This is a genomic window from Actinomycetospora straminea (assembly GCF_028737255.1).
GTDB classification, from domain to species: domain Bacteria; phylum Actinomycetota; class Actinomycetes; order Mycobacteriales; family Pseudonocardiaceae; genus Actinomycetospora; species Actinomycetospora straminea.
The window spans coordinates 341,803-357,935 of record NZ_JAQZAN010000001.1 but is presented as its reverse complement, the minus strand read 5'-3'; the positions used below and the strand labels follow the sequence as shown (position 1 = coordinate 357,935).

16 protein-coding genes are annotated in these 16,133 nt (G+C 74.9%); 9 read left to right on the top strand and 7 right to left on the bottom strand.

The annotated features are described in order from the left end of the window. Positions 1 to 90 precede the first annotated feature (90 nt). The 8 genes from PH190_RS01710 (at position 91) to PH190_RS01675 (ending at position 10,103) form a co-directional block, all read left to right on the top strand. On the top strand, positions 91 to 1,008 hold the full coding sequence (locus tag PH190_RS01710; protein ID WP_274229778.1) for a haloalkane dehalogenase: 918 nt from the start codon (positions 91 to 93) through the stop codon (positions 1,006 to 1,008). After that, positions 1,001 to 1,630, top strand: a complete 630-nt coding sequence (gene upp / locus PH190_RS01705) for a uracil phosphoribosyltransferase (RefSeq protein WP_274229777.1) — start codon at positions 1,001 to 1,003, stop codon at positions 1,628 to 1,630. The genes PH190_RS01710 and upp overlap by 8 nt, the downstream gene beginning before the upstream one ends. Before the next feature lie 113 nt (positions 1,631 to 1,743). Further along, the gene (metG, locus tag PH190_RS01700; protein WP_274229776.1) at positions 1,744 to 3,543 is read left to right on the top strand and encodes a methionine--tRNA ligase; all 1,800 of its coding nucleotides are present in this window, start codon (positions 1,744 to 1,746) and stop codon (positions 3,541 to 3,543) included. Next, entirely contained in the window at positions 3,536 to 4,435 is a 900-nt protein-coding gene (locus PH190_RS01695) for a TatD family hydrolase (RefSeq protein WP_274229775.1), read from the top strand. The genes metG and PH190_RS01695 overlap by 8 nt, the downstream gene beginning before the upstream one ends. 305 nt (positions 4,436 to 4,740) lie before the next feature. Then, complete coding sequence (locus PH190_RS01690) at positions 4,741 to 6,276, top strand: resuscitation-promoting factor (RefSeq protein ID WP_274229774.1); 1,536 nt, start codon at positions 4,741 to 4,743, stop codon at positions 6,274 to 6,276. Between the two features lie 44 nt (positions 6,277 to 6,320). Then, entirely contained in the window at positions 6,321 to 7,190 is an 870-nt protein-coding gene (rsmA, locus tag PH190_RS01685; RefSeq protein ID WP_274229773.1) for a 16S rRNA (adenine(1518)-N(6)/adenine(1519)-N(6))-dimethyltransferase RsmA, read from the top strand. Between the two features lie 32 nt (positions 7,191 to 7,222). Then, complete coding sequence (locus PH190_RS01680; protein ID WP_274229772.1) at positions 7,223 to 8,224, top strand: 4-(cytidine 5'-diphospho)-2-C-methyl-D-erythritol kinase; 1,002 nt, start codon at positions 7,223 to 7,225, stop codon at positions 8,222 to 8,224. A gap of 85 nt (positions 8,225 to 8,309) precedes the next feature. Then, on the top strand, positions 8,310 to 10,103 hold the full coding sequence (locus tag PH190_RS01675) for an ABC-F family ATP-binding cassette domain-containing protein (RefSeq protein WP_274229771.1): 1,794 nt from the start codon (positions 8,310 to 8,312) through the stop codon (positions 10,101 to 10,103). Here PH190_RS01675 and PH190_RS01670 read toward each other — a convergent pair. From PH190_RS01670 to PH190_RS01650, 5 genes are all read right to left on the bottom strand, one after another. Next, positions 10,051 to 10,674: a hypothetical protein gene (locus PH190_RS01670; RefSeq protein WP_274229770.1), complete on the bottom strand. Its 624-nt coding sequence runs from the start codon at positions 10,672 to 10,674 to the stop codon at positions 10,051 to 10,053. The genes PH190_RS01675 and PH190_RS01670 overlap by 53 nt on opposite strands. Continuing rightward, complete coding sequence (locus PH190_RS01665) at positions 10,671 to 11,225, bottom strand: DUF6653 family protein (RefSeq protein ID WP_274229769.1); 555 nt, start codon at positions 11,223 to 11,225, stop codon at positions 10,671 to 10,673. Before PH190_RS01665 ends, PH190_RS01670 begins: the two co-directional genes overlap by 4 nt. Beyond that, a complete protein-coding gene (locus PH190_RS01660; protein WP_274229768.1) occupies positions 11,222 to 12,145 on the bottom strand; it encodes a hypothetical protein in 924 nt (307 codons plus the stop codon). The genes PH190_RS01665 and PH190_RS01660 overlap by 4 nt, the downstream gene beginning before the upstream one ends. A 111-nt stretch (positions 12,146 to 12,256) precedes the next feature. Beyond that, positions 12,257 to 12,847 (bottom strand): aminoacyl-tRNA hydrolase, encoded by a 591-nt coding sequence (pth, locus tag PH190_RS01655; protein WP_274229767.1) that lies wholly within the window; start codon positions 12,845 to 12,847, stop codon positions 12,257 to 12,259. 9 nt (positions 12,848 to 12,856) lie between these two features. Then, positions 12,857 to 13,558 (bottom strand): 50S ribosomal protein L25/general stress protein Ctc, encoded by a 702-nt coding sequence (locus PH190_RS01650; protein ID WP_274229766.1) that lies wholly within the window; start codon positions 13,556 to 13,558, stop codon positions 12,857 to 12,859. Positions 13,559 to 13,716: 158 nt separating this feature from the next. Here PH190_RS01650 and PH190_RS01645 point away from each other — a divergent pair, with 158 nt between their 5' ends. Then, a complete protein-coding gene (locus tag PH190_RS01645) occupies positions 13,717 to 14,412 on the top strand; it encodes a class I SAM-dependent DNA methyltransferase (protein WP_274229765.1) in 696 nt (231 codons plus the stop codon). A 52-nt stretch (positions 14,413 to 14,464) separates the two neighbouring features. On the opposite strand, the gene PH190_RS01640 is transcribed toward PH190_RS01645, so the two are convergent. Continuing rightward, on the bottom strand, positions 14,465 to 15,076 hold the full coding sequence (locus PH190_RS01640) for a class I SAM-dependent methyltransferase (RefSeq protein WP_274229764.1): 612 nt from the start codon (positions 15,074 to 15,076) through the stop codon (positions 14,465 to 14,467). Between the two features lie 81 nt (positions 15,077 to 15,157). Further along, positions 15,158 to 16,129, bottom strand: coding sequence for a ribose-phosphate diphosphokinase (locus PH190_RS01635; protein WP_274230042.1), 972 nt, complete (start codon positions 16,127 to 16,129; stop codon positions 15,158 to 15,160). Positions 16,130 to 16,133: the final 4 nt, after the last annotated feature.

The window sequence follows — 16,133 nt, the reverse complement described above, 5'->3', positions numbered from 1 at the left end:
GCGAGCGGGGGTGTGGGGGGTGCGCGGCGCACCCTATGACGGCGGCTGTGACCTGCTCGTACCGGTCGACCGCGTGACACCCTGCCGGGCATGGACCTGCTCCGCACGCCGGACGAGCGCTTCGCCGACCTCACGGGCCTGCCCGCCCCGTCCTACGTCGAGGTCGACGACCCCGACGGCGGGACGGCCGTCCGCGTCGCGACGTACGCGAGCGGGCCGGACGACGGGCCGGTCGTGCTGATGCTCCACGGCGAGCCGTCGTGGTCGTTCCTCTACCGCGACGTCATGGCCACGGTGGCCGCCGCCGGCGCGCGGGCGGTGGCGATCGACCTGGTCGGGTTCGGGCGCTCCGACAAGCCGGCGCGGGTCGCCGACCACAGCTACGCCCGCCACGTCGCCTGGACCCGGCAGGCCGTCGACGCGCTGGGGCTGCGCGACGCCGTGCTGCTCGGGCAGGACTGGGGCGGGCTGATCGGGCTGCGGCTGGTGGCCGCGCAGCCCGAGCGGTGGGCCGCCGTCGTCGCCGCCAACACCGGCCTGCCGACGGGCGACCGCGACATGCCCGAGGTCTGGTGGCGGTTCCGACGCGCGGTGGAGAAGGCCGAGCACCTCGACGTCGGTCGCCTCGTCGCGTCGGGCTGCGCGCGGGGCCTGGGGGAGGCCGAGCGCGCCGCGTACGACGCCCCGTTCCCCGACGAGAGCTACAAGGCGGGGCCGCGGGCGATGCCGCTGCTCGTCCCGACCCGCCCCGACGACCCCGAGAACGGACGCAACCGGGAGGCCTGGGAGGCGCTCGGGCGCTACGAGCGGCCGTTCGTCTGCGCGTTCGGCGACTCCGACCCGATCACCGGCGCGATGTCGCCGATCCTGCAGCGCCACGTGCCCGGGGCCGCCGGCCGGGAGCACCCGCTGATCGCCGACGCGGGCCACTTCCTGCAGGAGGACGCGGGCGCGGAGCTGGGCCGGGTGGTCGCCGACGTCGTCGCTAGCCTGCGCGCCCATGGCTGAGCCGCAGGTCCTGCGCCACCCGCTCGCGGACGTCCGGATGACGACCCTGCGCGACGAGACCACCGACCGGGCCACCTTCCGCGCCGCGGTGCGCGAGCTGACCGCGATGGTCGTCTACGAGGCGATGCGCGACGCCGCGACGACGCCGCTCGAGGTGCGGACCCCGGTCGCGACGACGACGGGCGCGCAGCTCGCGAACCCGCCGGTGCTCGTCCCGGTCCTGCGCGCCGGGCTGGGCATGGCCGAGGCGGCGCACGCCCAGGTGCCGGGCGCGGTCATGGGGTTCGTGGGCGTCGCGCGCGACGAGGAGACCCTGCGCCCGACCCCGTACATGGAGTCGCTGCCCGCGAGCCTCGCCGGGCGCCCGGTGTTCGTGCTCGACCCGATGCTCGCCACCGGCGGGTCGATGGCCTACACGATCGACCTGCTCGCCGCCCGCGGCGCCGACCACGTGCGGGCCATTTGCCTGCTCGCCGCGCCCGAGGGCGTCGATCGCCTGGCGCAGGCGCACCCGACCGTGCCCGTCCACACGGCCGCGCTCGACGAGCGGCTCGACGAGCACGGCTACATCGTCCCGGGCCTCGGCGACGCGGGGGACCGGCAGTTCGGGGCCATGCCCTAGTAGGTGCCCTCCGGGCTCGTGAGCAGAAAGACGTGCTGGAGCACCTCTTTCTGCTCACCTGCGCGGAGCGCACCCGCGACGATCGTGGTGGCGAGGGCGTGGAGGATGGAGCCATGAGCGTTCCCGTGCTGACCGCCGTGGCGTGGCCCTACGCCAACGGCCCCCGGCACATCGGCCACGTGTCCGGGTTCGGTGTGCCCTCCGACGTCTTCTCGCGCTACCAGCGGATGGTCGGCAACCGGGTGCTCATGGTCTCGGGCACCGACGAGCACGGCACGCCGATCCAGGTGCAGGCCGACGCCGAGGGGACGACCCCGCGCGAGCTCGTCGACCGCTACTCGCGGGTGATCCAGGACGACCTCGTCGGGCTCGGCCTGTCGTACGACCTGTTCACGCGCACGAGCACCGACAACCACCACCGCGTCACCCAGGACCTCTTCACGGCCCTGTGGGACAACGGCTACGTGCGCACCGAGAAGACCCTCGGCGCGATCAGCCCGTCCACCGGCCGCACGCTGCCCGACCGCTACATCGAGGGCACCTGCCCGATCTGCGGCTACCCGAGCGCGCGCGGCGACCAGTGCGACAACTGCGGCAACCAGCTCGACCCGGCCGACCTCATCAACCCGCGCAGCCGGATCAACGGCGAGACCCCGCAGTTCGTCGAGACCGAGCACCTGCTGTTCGACCTGCCGGCGTTCTCGAAGTCGCTCGCGTCGTGGCTCGACACCCGCACGCACTGGCGGCCCAACGTCCTGAACTTCAGCCGCCGGCTCGCCGAGGACCTCAAGCCCCGCGCGATCAGCCGCGACCTCGACTGGGGTGTGCGCATCCCGCTCGAGGGCTGGCGCGACGCGCCGATGAAGCGCTTCTACGTCTGGTTCGACGCCGTCATCGGCTACCTGTCGGCGTCGGTCGAGTGGGCGCAGCGCACCGGCGACCCGGACGCCTGGAAGCAGTGGTGGTGCGACCCGGACGCGCAGGCCTACTACTTCATGGGCAAGGACAACATCACCTTCCACTCGGTGATGTGGCCCGCGATCCTGCTCGGCCACAACGGCGAGGGCGATCGCGGCGGCGAGGTCGGCTCGTTCGGGCACCTGAACCTGCCCACCGAGGTCGTCAGCTCCGAGTTCCTGACGATGAGCGGCTCGAAGTTCTCCACCAGCCGCGGCACCGTCATCTACGTCGGCGACTTCCTGCGCGAGTTCGGGCCCGACGCGCTGCGCTACTTCATCGCGGTCGCGGGCCCGGAGAACCAGGACACCGACTTCACCTGGGACGAGTTCGTCCGGCGCACCAACTTCGAGCTCGCCAACGAGTGGGGCAACCTCGTCAACCGCTCGGTGTCGATGGCCGCGAAGAACGTCGGCGCGGTCCCGGAGCCGACGTCGCCCGACCCGGCCGACGAGGCGCTGCTCGCGCAGTCCCGGGCGGCGTTCGACGTCGTCGGCGGGCACCTCGCGCACTCGCGGTTCAAGCAGGCGATCAGCGAGGCGATGCGCGTGGTGGGGGAGGCCAACGCCTACCTCAGCCACCAGGAGCCGTGGAAGCGCAAGGATGACCCGGCACGCCGCGACACGATCCTGCACACGGCGCTGCAGGTCGTGCAGGACGCGAACACGCTGCTCACGCCGTTCCTGCCGCACGCGGCGCAGAAGGTGCACGAGGCGCTCGGCGGCACCGGGGTGTGGGCGGCGCAGCCCCACCGCGAGGACGCGGGCACCTCCGGTGAGCTCGGTACCAGCCACTCCGTGCTCACCGGCGACTACGCCGGCGAGCAGGCCCGCTGGGAGTCGACGCCGATCCCCGTGGGCCGCGCCCTGTCCCGGCCGACGCCGCTGTTCGCCAAGCTCGACCCGTCGCTGGGCGAGACCGGTCCCTCGTGGGCGCCGATCCAGACCGGTGAGTGACAAGGGCAGGTCGGATCGGAACGTCCCGCCGCCGGTCCCCGAGCCGATCGGGCCCGGGGTGGTCGACGCCCACACGCACCTCGACGCGTGCGGGGCGACCGAGCCGGAGGTCCTCGCGCAGGTCCTCGACCGCGCCACGGCCGCCGGGGTCGAGGCCGTCGTCACCACCGCCGACGACCTCGACTCCGCGCGCTGGGCGGCGTGGGCCGCCGACACCGACCCGCGCGTGTTCGCCGCGGTCGGCCTGCACCCGACGCGGTCCAACGACCTGACCGACGACGCGCGCCGCGTCCTCGAGGAGCTGACGGCGCTGCCGCGCGTCGTCGCCGTCGGCGAGTCCGGCATGGACGACTACTGGACGACACGCCGCGAGGACTGCGCCCCGCTCGACGTCCAGCGCGAGGCCTTCGCCTGGCACATCGACCTCGCCAAGCGCACCGGGCTGCCGCTCGTCGTCCACGACCGCGACGCCCACGACCCGATCCTCGACGTGCTCGCCGCCGAGGGCGCCCCGCCGACCGTGGTCTTCCACTGCTTCTCCGGCGGGCCCGAGCTGGCGCGCCGCTGCGCGGACGAGGGCTGGTACGCGTCGCTGTCGGGCACCGTGACCTTCCGGAACGCGAACGCCGCCGAGCTGCGCCGAGCGGCGCAGTGGATGTCCGCCGAGCTGGTGCTCGTCGAGACCGATGCCCCGTTCCTGACTCCGCACCCGTACCGCGGTCGGCCGAACGAGCCCTACGTCGTCCCCCACACGGTGCGCGATCTCGCGGAGCTGCGTGACGTGCCGGCCGAGCGGTTGGCCGCGACGAGCGCCGAGAACGCCCGGCGGGCATTCGGGCTCGCCGAACAGCCTCAACCTTCACGCTCCGTGGAACGAGGGCGCACGCAGTGACCACGCTCGTCGTCGCCGGAGCGCCGTTCGGCGCAACACGGTCGTGTCGGCTTGATGGTGGCGACACCCAACTCGTTACCGTGCTGTGACTCGCCGGGGTGGAGCCACCCCCGAGGCCCGCGTGGTGGGGACTTCCCCAGGTCGCCACCACAGGGAGGACGTCACGAGGTCGTGGCGGCTTCCCCAGGGCGCGGCTCCTGCCCGGATGTACGGACGAAGTGGACTCCCCCTGTGCCTGTGCACTGCCTGCTCGCCCTGAGGTCCTCCTCGTGCAGCCCGCTCGCGACCGCCGTGGCGGACGCCCGATGAGCGCGGACACCACGACCCGCGGCCGCGGCCACACCGGCCACGCGGACGCCGGTGAGTCGGACACCGCCGGGCTGCCGATCGTCGACGGGTACGCCCAGGGCTGGTACGACCAGGGCTTCGACCAGGCCACGGAGTACACCCCGGAGTACGCCCCGGACTACGGCTACGACGCCGCCCACGAGTTCGGGTACGACACGGGCTACCACTCGGCGTACGGCGCCTACGGCGACCACGTCCCGGGCTGGTTCGACGACATCACCGGCCCGCTGCCGGTGGCGTCGCCCGCCAGCGGCCCCATCGCCCTCGGCGACCCCGACGAGTGGAACGACCTCGAGTCGTTCACCGGCGAGCAGGACGCCGACGAGCAGGCCGGCCTGCGCGACGCCGCCCCCGCCGGGCTCACCGCGCTCGACGACCCGGAGCGCCTCGGCACCGACACGAAGCGCCGCGCCGCCGCGGTCAAGGGCGGCGTGGCCGTCGCCCTGCTCGCGGTCGCGGCCGGCGGCAGCACCGCGGTGGCGCTGGACAAGGAGGTGACGATCACGGTCGACGGTGTCGACCAGGTCGTGCACACCTTCTCCTCCGACGTCGCCGGCGCCCTCGACAGCGGCGACATCGAGATCGGCCCGGGTGACCAGCTCGCCCCCGGCCCGAACGCCGAGGTCAACGACGGCGACCACCTCGTCATCAACCGCTCGCGCGACGTCGCGCTGATGGTCGACGGTCGCCCGCAGACCATCACGACCACGGCGCGCACCGTCGCCGACGCGCTCGCGCAGCTGGGCCTGCCGACCGACGGCGTGGCGAGCTCGGCGCCGCTCTCCGCCAACATCCCCGTCAACGGGATGAACCTCGACGTGCGCACGCCGAAGACGGTCACGCTCGTCGACGGCGCCAACGCGCCCCGCCAGCTCACGACGACCGCGCTCAGCGGCCCGGAGCTGCTCGCGCAGAACGGCCTCGCGCTCAGCCCCACCGACGTGCTCGCGGGCGGCGAGGGCCTCACCAACGGCTCGACGATCACCGTCACGCGCAACACGGTCAACCAGGTCACCGAGACCCGGCCGATCGCGCCGCCGATGCGCACGGTCGACGACCCCGACCTCGAGCAGGGCGAGACCCGCGTCGAGGAGCCCGGCCAGGCCGGCGAGGAGATCGTCACCTGGTCGGTCAACGCCACCAACGGCCAGGAGACCGGCCGCACGCAGGTCGGCGAGTCGCAGGTGACGCGCCAGCCCGTCGGCGGCGTCGTCCACCGCGGCACCAAGCCGAAGAGCTCGGCGCCGTCGGTCGGCCGCGGCAAGTGGGACCGCATCGCCCAGTGCGAGTCGACCGGCAACTGGTCGATCAACTCCGGCAACGGCTACTACGGCGGCCTGCAGTTCGACCGCTCGACCTGGCGCGCCTACGACGGCGACGAGTTCGCCGCGCTGCCGCACCAGGCCAGCCGCGAGGAGCAGATCGCCGTCGCCGAGCGCGTCCGCGCCGACCGCGGCGGCTACGGCGCCTGGCCCGTCTGCGGCCGCAAGTAGCGCCCGCCGCGCCCGGGCGCCCGCCGGGGCGTCAGGATGGACCCGTGACGACCCCGGCCCGCCTGCTCGGGCCCGCCGACGTGCGGGCCCTGGCGGCCGAGCTGGACCTGCGCCCGACCAAGCGCCTCGGCCAGAACTTCGTGCACGACGCCAACACCGTGCGCCGCATCGTCCGCCTCGCGGGGGTGGGCCCGGACGACGTGGTGCTCGAGGTCGGCCCGGGCCTCGGGTCGCTGACGCTGCCGCTGCTCGAGGCGGCGGCCGGCGTCGTCGCGGTGGAGATCGACTCGGTCCTCGCGGGCCGGCTCCCGGCGACGGCCGCCGAGCGGGCCCCCGGGCGGGACCTGCGCGTCGTCACCGCCGACGCCCTGCGGCTCGCGCCCGGCGACCTGCCGCTCGCCCCGGACGTGCTGGTCGCGAACCTGCCCTACAACGTCGCCGTGCCCGTCGTGCTGCACCTGCTCGCCGTGCTGCCCGGCCTGCGCCGGGGGCTGGTCATGGTCCAGGCCGAGGTCGCCGAGCGCCTCGCCGCGCGTCCCGGGGAGAAGGCCTACGGCGCGCCGTCGGTCAAGCTCGCCTGGTACGCCGACGCGCGCCGCGCCGGGCCGGTCCCGCGCGCGGTGTTCTGGCCGGTGCCGGGCGTCGACTCGGGGCTCGTGGCGTTCACCCGGCACGACGGTGAGTCCGCCGGGTCCTCCGACGACCGTCGCGCGGTGTTCGCGGTCGTCGACGCCGCGTTCGCCCAGCGCCGCAAGTCGCTGCGGGCCGCGCTCGCCGGGTGGGCGGGGTCGGCGCCGGCCGCGGAGGCGGTGCTGCGGGCGGCGGGGGTGGACCCCGGCGCGCGGGGGGAGTCGCTCGACGTGACGGCGTTCACCGCGATCGCGCGGGCGCGCCGCGAGGTGCCGACGCCCTGAGCGGGCACGGTCCCGGTCCGTACGCTGGACGGGTGTTCTCCGCCGTCGGACCGCCGGTCACCGTCCGCGTCCCGGCCAAGATCAATCTCCACCTGGCCGTGGGCGACCTGCGTCCCGACGGCTACCACGACCTCGTCACCGTCTTCCAAGCGCTGAGCCTGACCGACGAGGTCACCGTGACCGCTGCGGTGCCCGGCGCCATCGAGCCCGGGGTCTCGGTCGGCGCCGCCGACGGCGTCGACGTCTCCGAGGTCCCCGCCGACACCACCAACCTCGCGTGGCGCGCCGTCGAGGCCCTCGGCCGGCGCGTCGACCGCGCCCCCGACGTCCGCGTCGGGCTGCGCAAGGCGATCCCGGTCGCGGGCGGCATGGCCGGGGGCAGCGCGGACGCCGCCGGCGCCCTGCTCGCCACCGCCGGGCTCTGGCGCCTCGACCTCGGCCGGGACGCCCTCATGGAGGTCGCCGCCGAGGTCGGCTCGGACGTCGCGTTCGCCCTGCACGGCGGGACGGCGCTGGGCACCGGGCGGGGCGAGCGCCTCGTGCCCGTGCTCTCGCGCCACACGTTCCACTGGGTCGTCGCGGTCGCCGACCACGGCCTGTCCACCCCGACCGTCTTCGGCGAGCTCGACCGGCTGCGGGCCCGCCCCGAGGCGCCGCGGCGGGTCGGCGACGTCGAGCCGGTGCTCGAGGCGCTCGCGTCGGGGGAGGCCCGCTCGCTCGCGCTGCTGCTCGGCAACGACCTGCAGGCGGCGGCCGTGAGCCTCGACCCGGGCCTGCGCCGCACCCTGCGGGCCGGCGTGGACGCGGGCGCGCTCGCGGGGGTCGTGTCCGGCTCCGGGCCGACGTGCGTGTTCCTGTGCGACGGCCACGACGCCGCGGTGCGCGTGGCCGCCGAGCTCGCCGGCGCCGGGGTGTGCCGCACCGTGCGCGTCGCCCACGGCCCGGTGCCCGGCGCCCGGGTGGTCGACGGCCACGGGGGCTCCACCGGCCCGCCCCCGCGCCCCGTCGACCCCGGTCCCGGCGCCTACGCCTGACCCGCCTGCCTCTTCGCAGCGAACGCGCTGTTCGCTGCCTCTATGCGCGCGAACGCCCCGCTCGCGTCCCCGGGAGACTGAGAACGTGCCCAACCTCGTCAACCTCGAGTCGGTGTCGATCGGCTTCGGCGGCCCGAAGCCGGTGCTCGACGGCGTGTCCCTCGGCGTCGACACCGGCGACCGGATCGGCGTCGTCGGCCGCAACGGTGGCGGGAAGTCGACGCTGGTGTCGGTCCTGGGTGGGGTGCTGACGCCCGACAGCGGCCGCCGGAGCCCGGTCGGCGGGCTGCGGATGGCGCTGGTCGGCCAGCAGACGCGGCTGTCCGGGGAGACGGTCCGCGAGGCCGTGCTCGGCGGGTCGGTGCCCGACCACGAGTGGGCCGCCGACCCGCGCAGCCGCGCCGTCGTCGAGGGCCTGCGTCCTGGCGGTAACCGCGGGCTCGACGCCCCGGTCGACGGCCTGTCCGGCGGCGAGCGGCAGCGGATCGCCCTGTGCGCGGCGCTCGTGCAGGACCTCGACCTCCTCGTGCTCGACGAGCCCACCAACCACCTCGACGTCGAGGGCGTCGGCTGGCTCGCCGAGCACCTGCTCGCCCGCCGCACCGCGCTCGTCGTCGTCACCCACGACCGCTGGTTCCTCGACACCGTCGCCTCGCGGACCTGGGAGGTCGTCGACGGGCACGTCGAGCAGTACGAGGGCGGCTACGGCGACTGGATCTTCGCCCGCGCCGAGCGTGCCCGCCTCGCCGACGCCGCCGAGCAGCGCCGCCGCAACCTCGCCCGCAAGGAGCTCGCGTGGCTGCGCCGCGGCCCGCAGGCGCGCACGTCGAAGCCGCGCTACCGCGTCGAGGCCGCCGAGGCGCTGATCGCCGACGTGCCCGAGCCCCGCGACACCGTCGAGCTCGTGACGATGGCGAAGCACCGGCTGGGCCGCACCGTCGTCGAGCTCGAGGACGCGACCCTGCGTGTCGGTGACCGCACGCTCGTCGATCGGCAGACGTGGCGCATCGCGCCCGGCGAGCGCGTCGGCATCGTCGGGATCAACGGCTCGGGGAAGACGACGCTGCTGCGCGCGGTCGGCGGCGAGCGGCCCCTTGACGGCGGGACGCGCGTCCAGGGCACCACGGTGCGCCTCGCCCACCTCTCGCAGGACCTCGCCGACCTGCCACTGCACCGCCGCGTGCTCCAGGCCGTCGAGGACATCGCCGAGCGCGTGACGATCGGGAAGTACGAGCAGACGGCCTCGCAGCTGGCCGAGCGCTTCGGTTTCCCCGCGTCGCGGCAGTGGACCCCGGTCTCCGAGCTCTCCGGCGGCGAGCGCCGGCGCCTGCAGCTCGTGCGCCTGCTCATGACCGAGCCGAACGTCCTGCTGCTCGACGAGCCCACCAACGACCTCGACGTCGACACCCTCCAGCAGCTCGAGGACCTCCTCGACGGCTGGCCCGGCACGCTCGTCGTCGTCAGCCACGACCGCTACGTCACCGAGCGGGTCTGCGACCGCGTCGTCGCCCTGTTCGGCGACGGGCGCATCACCGACCTGCCCGGCGGCATCGAGGAGTACCTGCGCCGGCGGGCGGCGCTCGAGGGACGCAGCGAGGGACTCCCTCGCTCCGCCGGAGGCAGCCAGGGCGTCCCTCGCTCCGCCACCCCCGCGGAGCCCGGGCGCTCGGAGGCCGACCGGCGGGCGGCGCGCAAGGAGGTCGCGCGCATCGAGCGGCGCCTGGAGCGCCTCGCGACGGAGGAGACGAGGCTCCACGAGCAGCTCGCCGCCGCGGCCACCGAGCCCGACCGGCTCCTCGCCCTCGACGCCGAGCTGCGCGCGCTGGTCAGCGAGCGCGAGCAGCTGGAGGAGGCGTGGCTGGAGAACGCCGTCGACTGATCTCCACGCCCAGGACGACGAACACCAGCCCCACCGGCGCGCCGAACGGTGCCGCGCCGGCCGCGAGCCCCAGGATGCCGCTGATCACGAACGCCACCCCGAGCGGCCACGGGTGCACTCGCGCGCGCAGCAGCGCCGCGCCGTAGAGCATCCAGCCGAGCCCGAAGAGCACGTAGCTCGCGAGCGCCCCGACCACCAGGGTCCCGCTGCGCTCGGCCGCGAAGACCTCGGGCACCACGGCGGCGAGCCACGGGCCGGCGAAGCCGTCGAACCACATGTTGCCGCCGAAGAACACGACGCCGGCGAGCGCGACGCCGAACGCCCACGCGCCGAACGACCCCAGCGCCGGCGCGTCGCGGAGGTGCACGGCCGTGAGCGCGACCGCCAGCACCGTGAACGAGACGGCGTAGGCGACACCCGCGGCGATCGTGAGGGGATCGGTCGCGAACGCGGCGACCTCGCGACCGCCGAACAGCCGGCCGACGTCGGCGAGCACGACCAGGGCGCCCGCGACGACCGCGAGGGGCCCGGCGGCCCGGGCGAGGGGCAGGTCGTTCACCCGGCTGTTCACCGGTCCTCCCCGTACTCCCACGCGGCCACCACCGGGTCGCGGTGCTTGACGTCCTCGAAGAGCAGGACCGCGCGGTCGAGGTACCAGGCCTTCGCGCACTGGCAGAGGACCAGGCCGGTGACGGCGAGGAGCAGGTCGAGCCACAGGACGCCGAGCGCGAGCGCCACGACCCCGAACGTCTGGCACCCCGCCGTCACCGCCGGCACCCGCGAGGTCCCGTACTGCCCGGGCACGGGATGCGCGGCCGGGTCGGCGCCGACCCGCTCGCCGAGGACGGCCTTCGACGCCCAGTTCCGGGTGGAGCGCGGCGGGGGGAAGAGCAGCGGGTTGACCACCGTGAAGGCGACGACCACCAGCGCCGCGACGAGCGCCCACCACCCGATCCACACTCGGCTCCACGCCGCGATCGCGAGCAGCGGCAGCACGGCGAAGCGGGTCCACACGCTCCACGGGTTGGCGTGACGCAGCCACCGGTCGCCCCGCAGGCCGAACAGGCGCGCGACGCGGCCGTCGGCGATCGGGCGGGCGGTCTCGCCGGGCTCGGTGCTCACCGCAGGACCTCGGTCCGCCCGCGTGCCGGGGTGCGGTGCGCGAGCACCGCGAGCGCGGCGACCCCGACGGCGACGACGAGCCCGCCGAGCACCGCGAGCGTCAGCCCGTCGGGCGCGAGCAGCGGCTGGCCGCGCAGGGCCTGCCACGTCGTCAGCACGACGAGGCCCAGGTAGCCGCCGCCGACGACGACCACGAGACCGCGGCGGGCATCGGCGTCGAGCGACGTCGCCGCCAGCGCCCCGGCCAGCAGCGGCAGGACCTGCAGCGCGTGGATGCCGACGAAGTGCCCCACCCGCAGGTCCCCGCCCTCGGTGCTCCAGCCGAACAGCGGCGCGCCCGGCCCGCCGTCGGCGACCCCGACCGCGTGCGCGCCGCCGTCGACCATGAGCGCGCCCAACCCCATCCCGAGGAGGCCGACGACCAGGCCGAGCCGGATGCCCCAGCGCAGGCCCGGGTCGGGCACCCGGCGCCGCAGCAGCACGACCGCGAGGACGGCCGTCGCCAGCCAGATGACCGCGACCGTCGCGCCCATCAGCGAGTACAGCGACGCGTCGAGCGGGGTCTCCTCGTTGAAGTGGCTGCGCCGCCCGCGCACGACCTGCCCGACGATCACCCCGACCTCGATGGCGGAGCCGACCACCAGCACCCAGCCGATCGCCCGGGCGGCCCGCCGGTCCCGGTCGAGCAGGCCGATCATCCACGCCAACGCGAGGGCGTAGAGGCCGAACGACAGCGCGAACTTCAGCGGCTTCAGCCAGATCGGCGCGCCCAGCAGCGCGCGGTCGTCGAGCACGGCGGCGAGCGCCGTCACCACCGCGAGCCCGCCCATCGCCGCGGCGAACCAGAACAGGCCGGCGTGCCCGCGCCGCGCGGTGGCGAGCACGGCGGCCACACCCCGCGGGTCGGCCGTGCTGCTCATGCACCAGGAGGGTCCGCCGCTCCCGCGCCGGCGGACAGCCGCCGTCCGGACCTGCCGCGACGGCGTCCGGCCCCGCGGCGCGACGAGGCGTGCCCGGTCGCTGACGGGGCGCTAGTGGAAGCGGTTCTGGGCCGGTTCCAGGCCCTCGGCGGCCAGCGCCTCGACGGCGTCGGCGGCCAGCTCGACGGACACGTCGAGCTCCTTGCGCTCGGCCGCCGACCAGCGCTTGAGCACGTAGTCGGCGGGGTCCTGACGCCCCGGCGGGCGCCCGATGCCGAAGCGGACCCGCAGGTAGTCCTTCGTCGCGAGCGACTTGGAGATCGAGCGCAGCCCGTTGTGGCCGCCCTCGCCGCCGCCGCGCTTGAGGCGCACGACGCCGAACTCGAGGTCCAGGTCGTCGTGGACGACGACCACGTCGGTCGGCGCGACGGAGAAGAAGCGGGCGGCACCGGCGACCGGCCCGCCCGAGAGGTTCATGTAGCCGCGGGGCTTGGCCAGCACGAGCCGGCGGCCGGCCAGCCGACCCTCGGCGACGTCGGCGCCGGAGCGCTTGTGCGCCGAGAACCGGGCGCCGACCCGCCCCGCGAGGACGTCGGCGACGACGAACCCGACGTTGTGGCGGGTGCCCTCGTACTCGGGGCCCGGGTTGCCCAGCCCGACGACCAGCAGGGGGCCGTCGGGCCGGGCAGCGGGGGAGCTCACGGAGGCGCGTCAGCTCTCGTCGGAGGAGTCGGTGGAGCCCTCGGCGGGCTGGTCGCCGGAGGCGGCCTCGGAGGACTCGCCGGTCTCGGCGGCCTCCGACTCGGGGGTGTCCTCCTCGACGCCGGCGCCCTCGGTGTCGATCTCCTCCTCCATGGCGTCCTCGGTCGGCGCCTCGGTGACGTTGACGACGAGGAGCTCGGGGTCGGAGACCAGCTCCGAGCCGTCGGGGAGGCGGATCTCGCCGGCGAGGAACTGGGTGTTCATCTCGGCGTCCTCGATGACGACCGTGATCTCCTCGGGGATGTTGGTCGCGTCGGCCTCGATGGTGAGCGTGTCCTCGTTCTGGAACACCAGCGTGCCCGAGGCGGGCTCGCCCATGGTGACGACGGGGACGTCGACCTGGACCTTCTCGCCGCGGCGGACGAGCACGAGGTCGACGTGCTCGAAGAAGCCCTTGATGGGGTCGCGGGCGATGCTCTTGGTCAGCGCGAGCTGCGGCTGCCCGCCGAGCCCGGTGACGGTGAGGAGGGCGTTGCGCCCGTTCTCGCGCATCACGGCGGCGAACTCGACGGTGTCGAACGCGAGGTGGACGGGGTCGGTGCCGTGCCCGTAGAGCACGCCGGGGACCTTGCCGGCGCGACGGGTCCGGCGCGCCGCGCCCTTGCCGAACTCGGTGCGGGTCTCGGCGGCGATGCGGATCTCGTCGGCCATGCTGATCTCTCCTGCTGTCGTCCCTGGTCGGCGCGCCGCGCGCGGCCGGGACCCGGACGACCGGGAGGCCGCACCGCGTCGATCACGGCCGGTCGTCGTGACCGGCCCTCGCCGAAGTGCGCGGTCCACGATACCGGGCGGGCCTACGCTGCCGGGTCGTGGGCCGGGTCGTGGGGGAGCCGCCGGACCGGGCCGCGACCCGGGCGGGATACGACGCCATCGCCGCGCCGTACACCGCGACCTTCCGAGACGAGCTCGCCCGCGCGCCCCTCGACCGCGCGCTGCTCGCCGCCTTCGCCGAGCTGGTCGGCCCCGACGCCGACGTCGTCGACGCCGGGAGCGGACCCGGCGGCGTCACCGCCCACCTGCGCGACCTGGGCCTGCGCGTCCGCGGGATCGACCTGTCGCCGGGCATGGTCGCCCTCGCCCGCCGCGAGCACCCCGACCTGGTCTTCGACGTCGGCGACCTCGCGGACCTGGGCGTCCTCGGCATCTCCGACCTCGGCGGGATCGTCGCCTGGTACTCGCTCATCCACGTGCCGCCCGCCCAGCTGCCCGGTGTCCTCGCCGGGTTCCACCGGGCGTTGCGTCCCGGCGGGCACCTGCTGCTCGGGTTCCAGGTCGGCGACGACGTCGTGCACCACGACGAGGCCTTCGGCCACCGCGTCGACCTCGACTTCCGCCGCCTGCGCCCCGACGCCGTCGCCGCGCTGCTCGTGGAGGCGGGGTTCGCCGTCACCGCGCGCCTCGTCCGCGAGCCCGTGCCCGACAGCCGCGCCCCGGCCCTGCCGCAGGCGGCGATCCTCGCCCGCCGGCCGGCTGCGGGTGATCACCAGGCGGAAACGCCCGCGTAGGGGGCCTGCGGAGGTGCGTTTCCGCCTGGTGATCACCGCGATCAGGGGCCGATCACGGGGTCGCGGCGCCCAGGTAGAGGTAGGACATCGGGCCGGGCGCGCGCAGGCTGGGGTGCGCGACGTCGGTGACGGTCAGCCCGGCGTCGCGGACGAGGCGGTCGACGGGCCGGGTCAGGTGACAGCCGCCGGCGAGGCGCTGCTGCAGCCCGTCGAGCCGGTGCTGCCAGCGGGCGGTGCGGGGCTCGGGGGACAGGCCGTGCTCGAGGAAGAGCAGCTGCCCGCCGGGGCGCAGGACCCGGCGGACCTCGCGCAGCGCGCGGTCGACGTCGGGGATGGTGCAGAGCGTGAAGGTGCTGACGACGGTGTCGGCGGAGGCGTCGGGGAGGTCGAGGTAGGCGCCGTCGAGGCCCACGTACTCGACCGGGATGCCCGCCGCCGCGATCCGCCGGGAGCCGCGCCGACGGGCGACGGCCGAGGGCTCGACCGCGCGCACCGACGTCACGGCCGCGGGGTAGAGCGGCAGCGTCGGCCCGCTCCCGAAGCCGAGCTCGACGACCTCGCCCCGGGCCCGGGCGACGGCGCGCTCGCGCAGGGCGCGGACGTCCGCACCGCCGAGCGCGACGTCGACGATCCGCGGGACGACGTGCTCGGTCCAGAAAGGCACGCCGGAACGCTAGCGCGCCGCCGCAGCCGACACGTCACGCGACGAAGGAGCGTGACGTGTCGTGACCGGCTTGGCGCGACGCTAGGCGTTGCCGTCGAAGAGGTTCGTGACCGACCCGTCCTCGAAGACCTCGCGCACGGCTCGCGCGATCACCGGCGCGATGGAGAGCACCGTGAGCTGGGGGAACCGCTTGTCGTCCGGGATGGGCAGCGTGTTGGTGATGATCACCTCGCGCGCCCCGCACGTCGAGAGCCGCTCGACCGCCGGGCCCGACAGCACGCCGTGGGTGGCGGCGATGACGACGTCGGACGCGCCGTCGGCGAGCAGCGCCTCGGTGGCCTTGGCGATCGTGCCGCCGGTGTCGATCATGTCGTCGACGAGGATGCAGCAGCGGCCGGACACCTCACCGACCACGCGGTTGGCGGCGACCTCGTTGGGCCGCGTCTTGTCGCGCGTCTTGTGGATGAAGGCCAGCGGGACGCCGCCCATCATGTCCGCCCACTTCTCGGCGACGCGCACGCGACCGGAGTCCGGGGCGACGACGGCGAGGTCGTGGTCGGCGTAGGTGTCGCGCAGGTGCTCGGCGAGGACCTTGTTGGCCAGCAGGTGGTCGACGGGACCGTCGAAGAAGCCCTGGATCTGGTCGGTGTGCAGGTCGATCGTCATGATCCGGTGCGCGCCGGCGGTCTTGAGCATGTCCGCGACGAGGCGGGCCGAGATGGGCTCGCGGCCGCGGTGCTTCTTGTCCTGGCGGGCGTAGCCGTAGAACGGCACGACGGCGGTGATCCGCTTGGCCGACGCCCGCTTGAGGGCGTCGATCATGATGAGCTGCTCCATGATCCACTGGTTGATCGGGGAGGTGTGGCTCTGGATCACGAATGCGTCGGAGCCGCGGACCGACTCCTCGAAGCGGACGAAGATCTCTCCGTTGGCGAAGTCGTACGCCGCCTGCGGGGTGATCGTGACGTCGAGCTCCTTGGCGATCTCCTCGGCGAGCTCGGGGTGGGCCCGCCCGGAGAAGAGCATGAGGCTCTTCTTCGGCGTCGACGACATGCTC

What these genes read in the sequence shown, in the direction of transcription:
- PH190_RS01710 (WP_274229778.1), top strand. Translation starts at nt 91, where the DNA reads ATGGACCTGCTCCGCACGCCGGACGAGCGCTTCGCCGACCTCACGGGC.
- upp (WP_274229777.1), top strand. Translation starts at nt 1,001, where the DNA reads ATGGCTGAGCCGCAGGTCCTGCGCCACCCGCTCGCGGACGTCCGGATG.
- metG (WP_274229776.1), top strand. Translation starts at nt 1,744, where the DNA reads ATGAGCGTTCCCGTGCTGACCGCCGTGGCGTGGCCCTACGCCAACGGC.
- PH190_RS01690 (WP_274229774.1), top strand. Translation starts at nt 4,741, where the DNA reads ATGAGCGCGGACACCACGACCCGCGGCCGCGGCCACACCGGCCACGCG.
- PH190_RS01660 (WP_274229768.1), bottom strand. Translation starts at nt 12,145, where the DNA reads ATGAGCAGCACGGCCGACCCGCGGGGTGTGGCCGCCGTGCTCGCCACC.
- PH190_RS01650 (WP_274229766.1), bottom strand. Translation starts at nt 13,558, where the DNA reads ATGGCCGACGAGATCCGCATCGCCGCCGAGACCCGCACCGAGTTCGGC.
- PH190_RS01635 (WP_274230042.1), bottom strand. Translation starts at nt 16,129, where the DNA reads ATGTCGTCGACGCCGAAGAAGAGCCTCATGCTCTTCTCCGGGCGGGCC.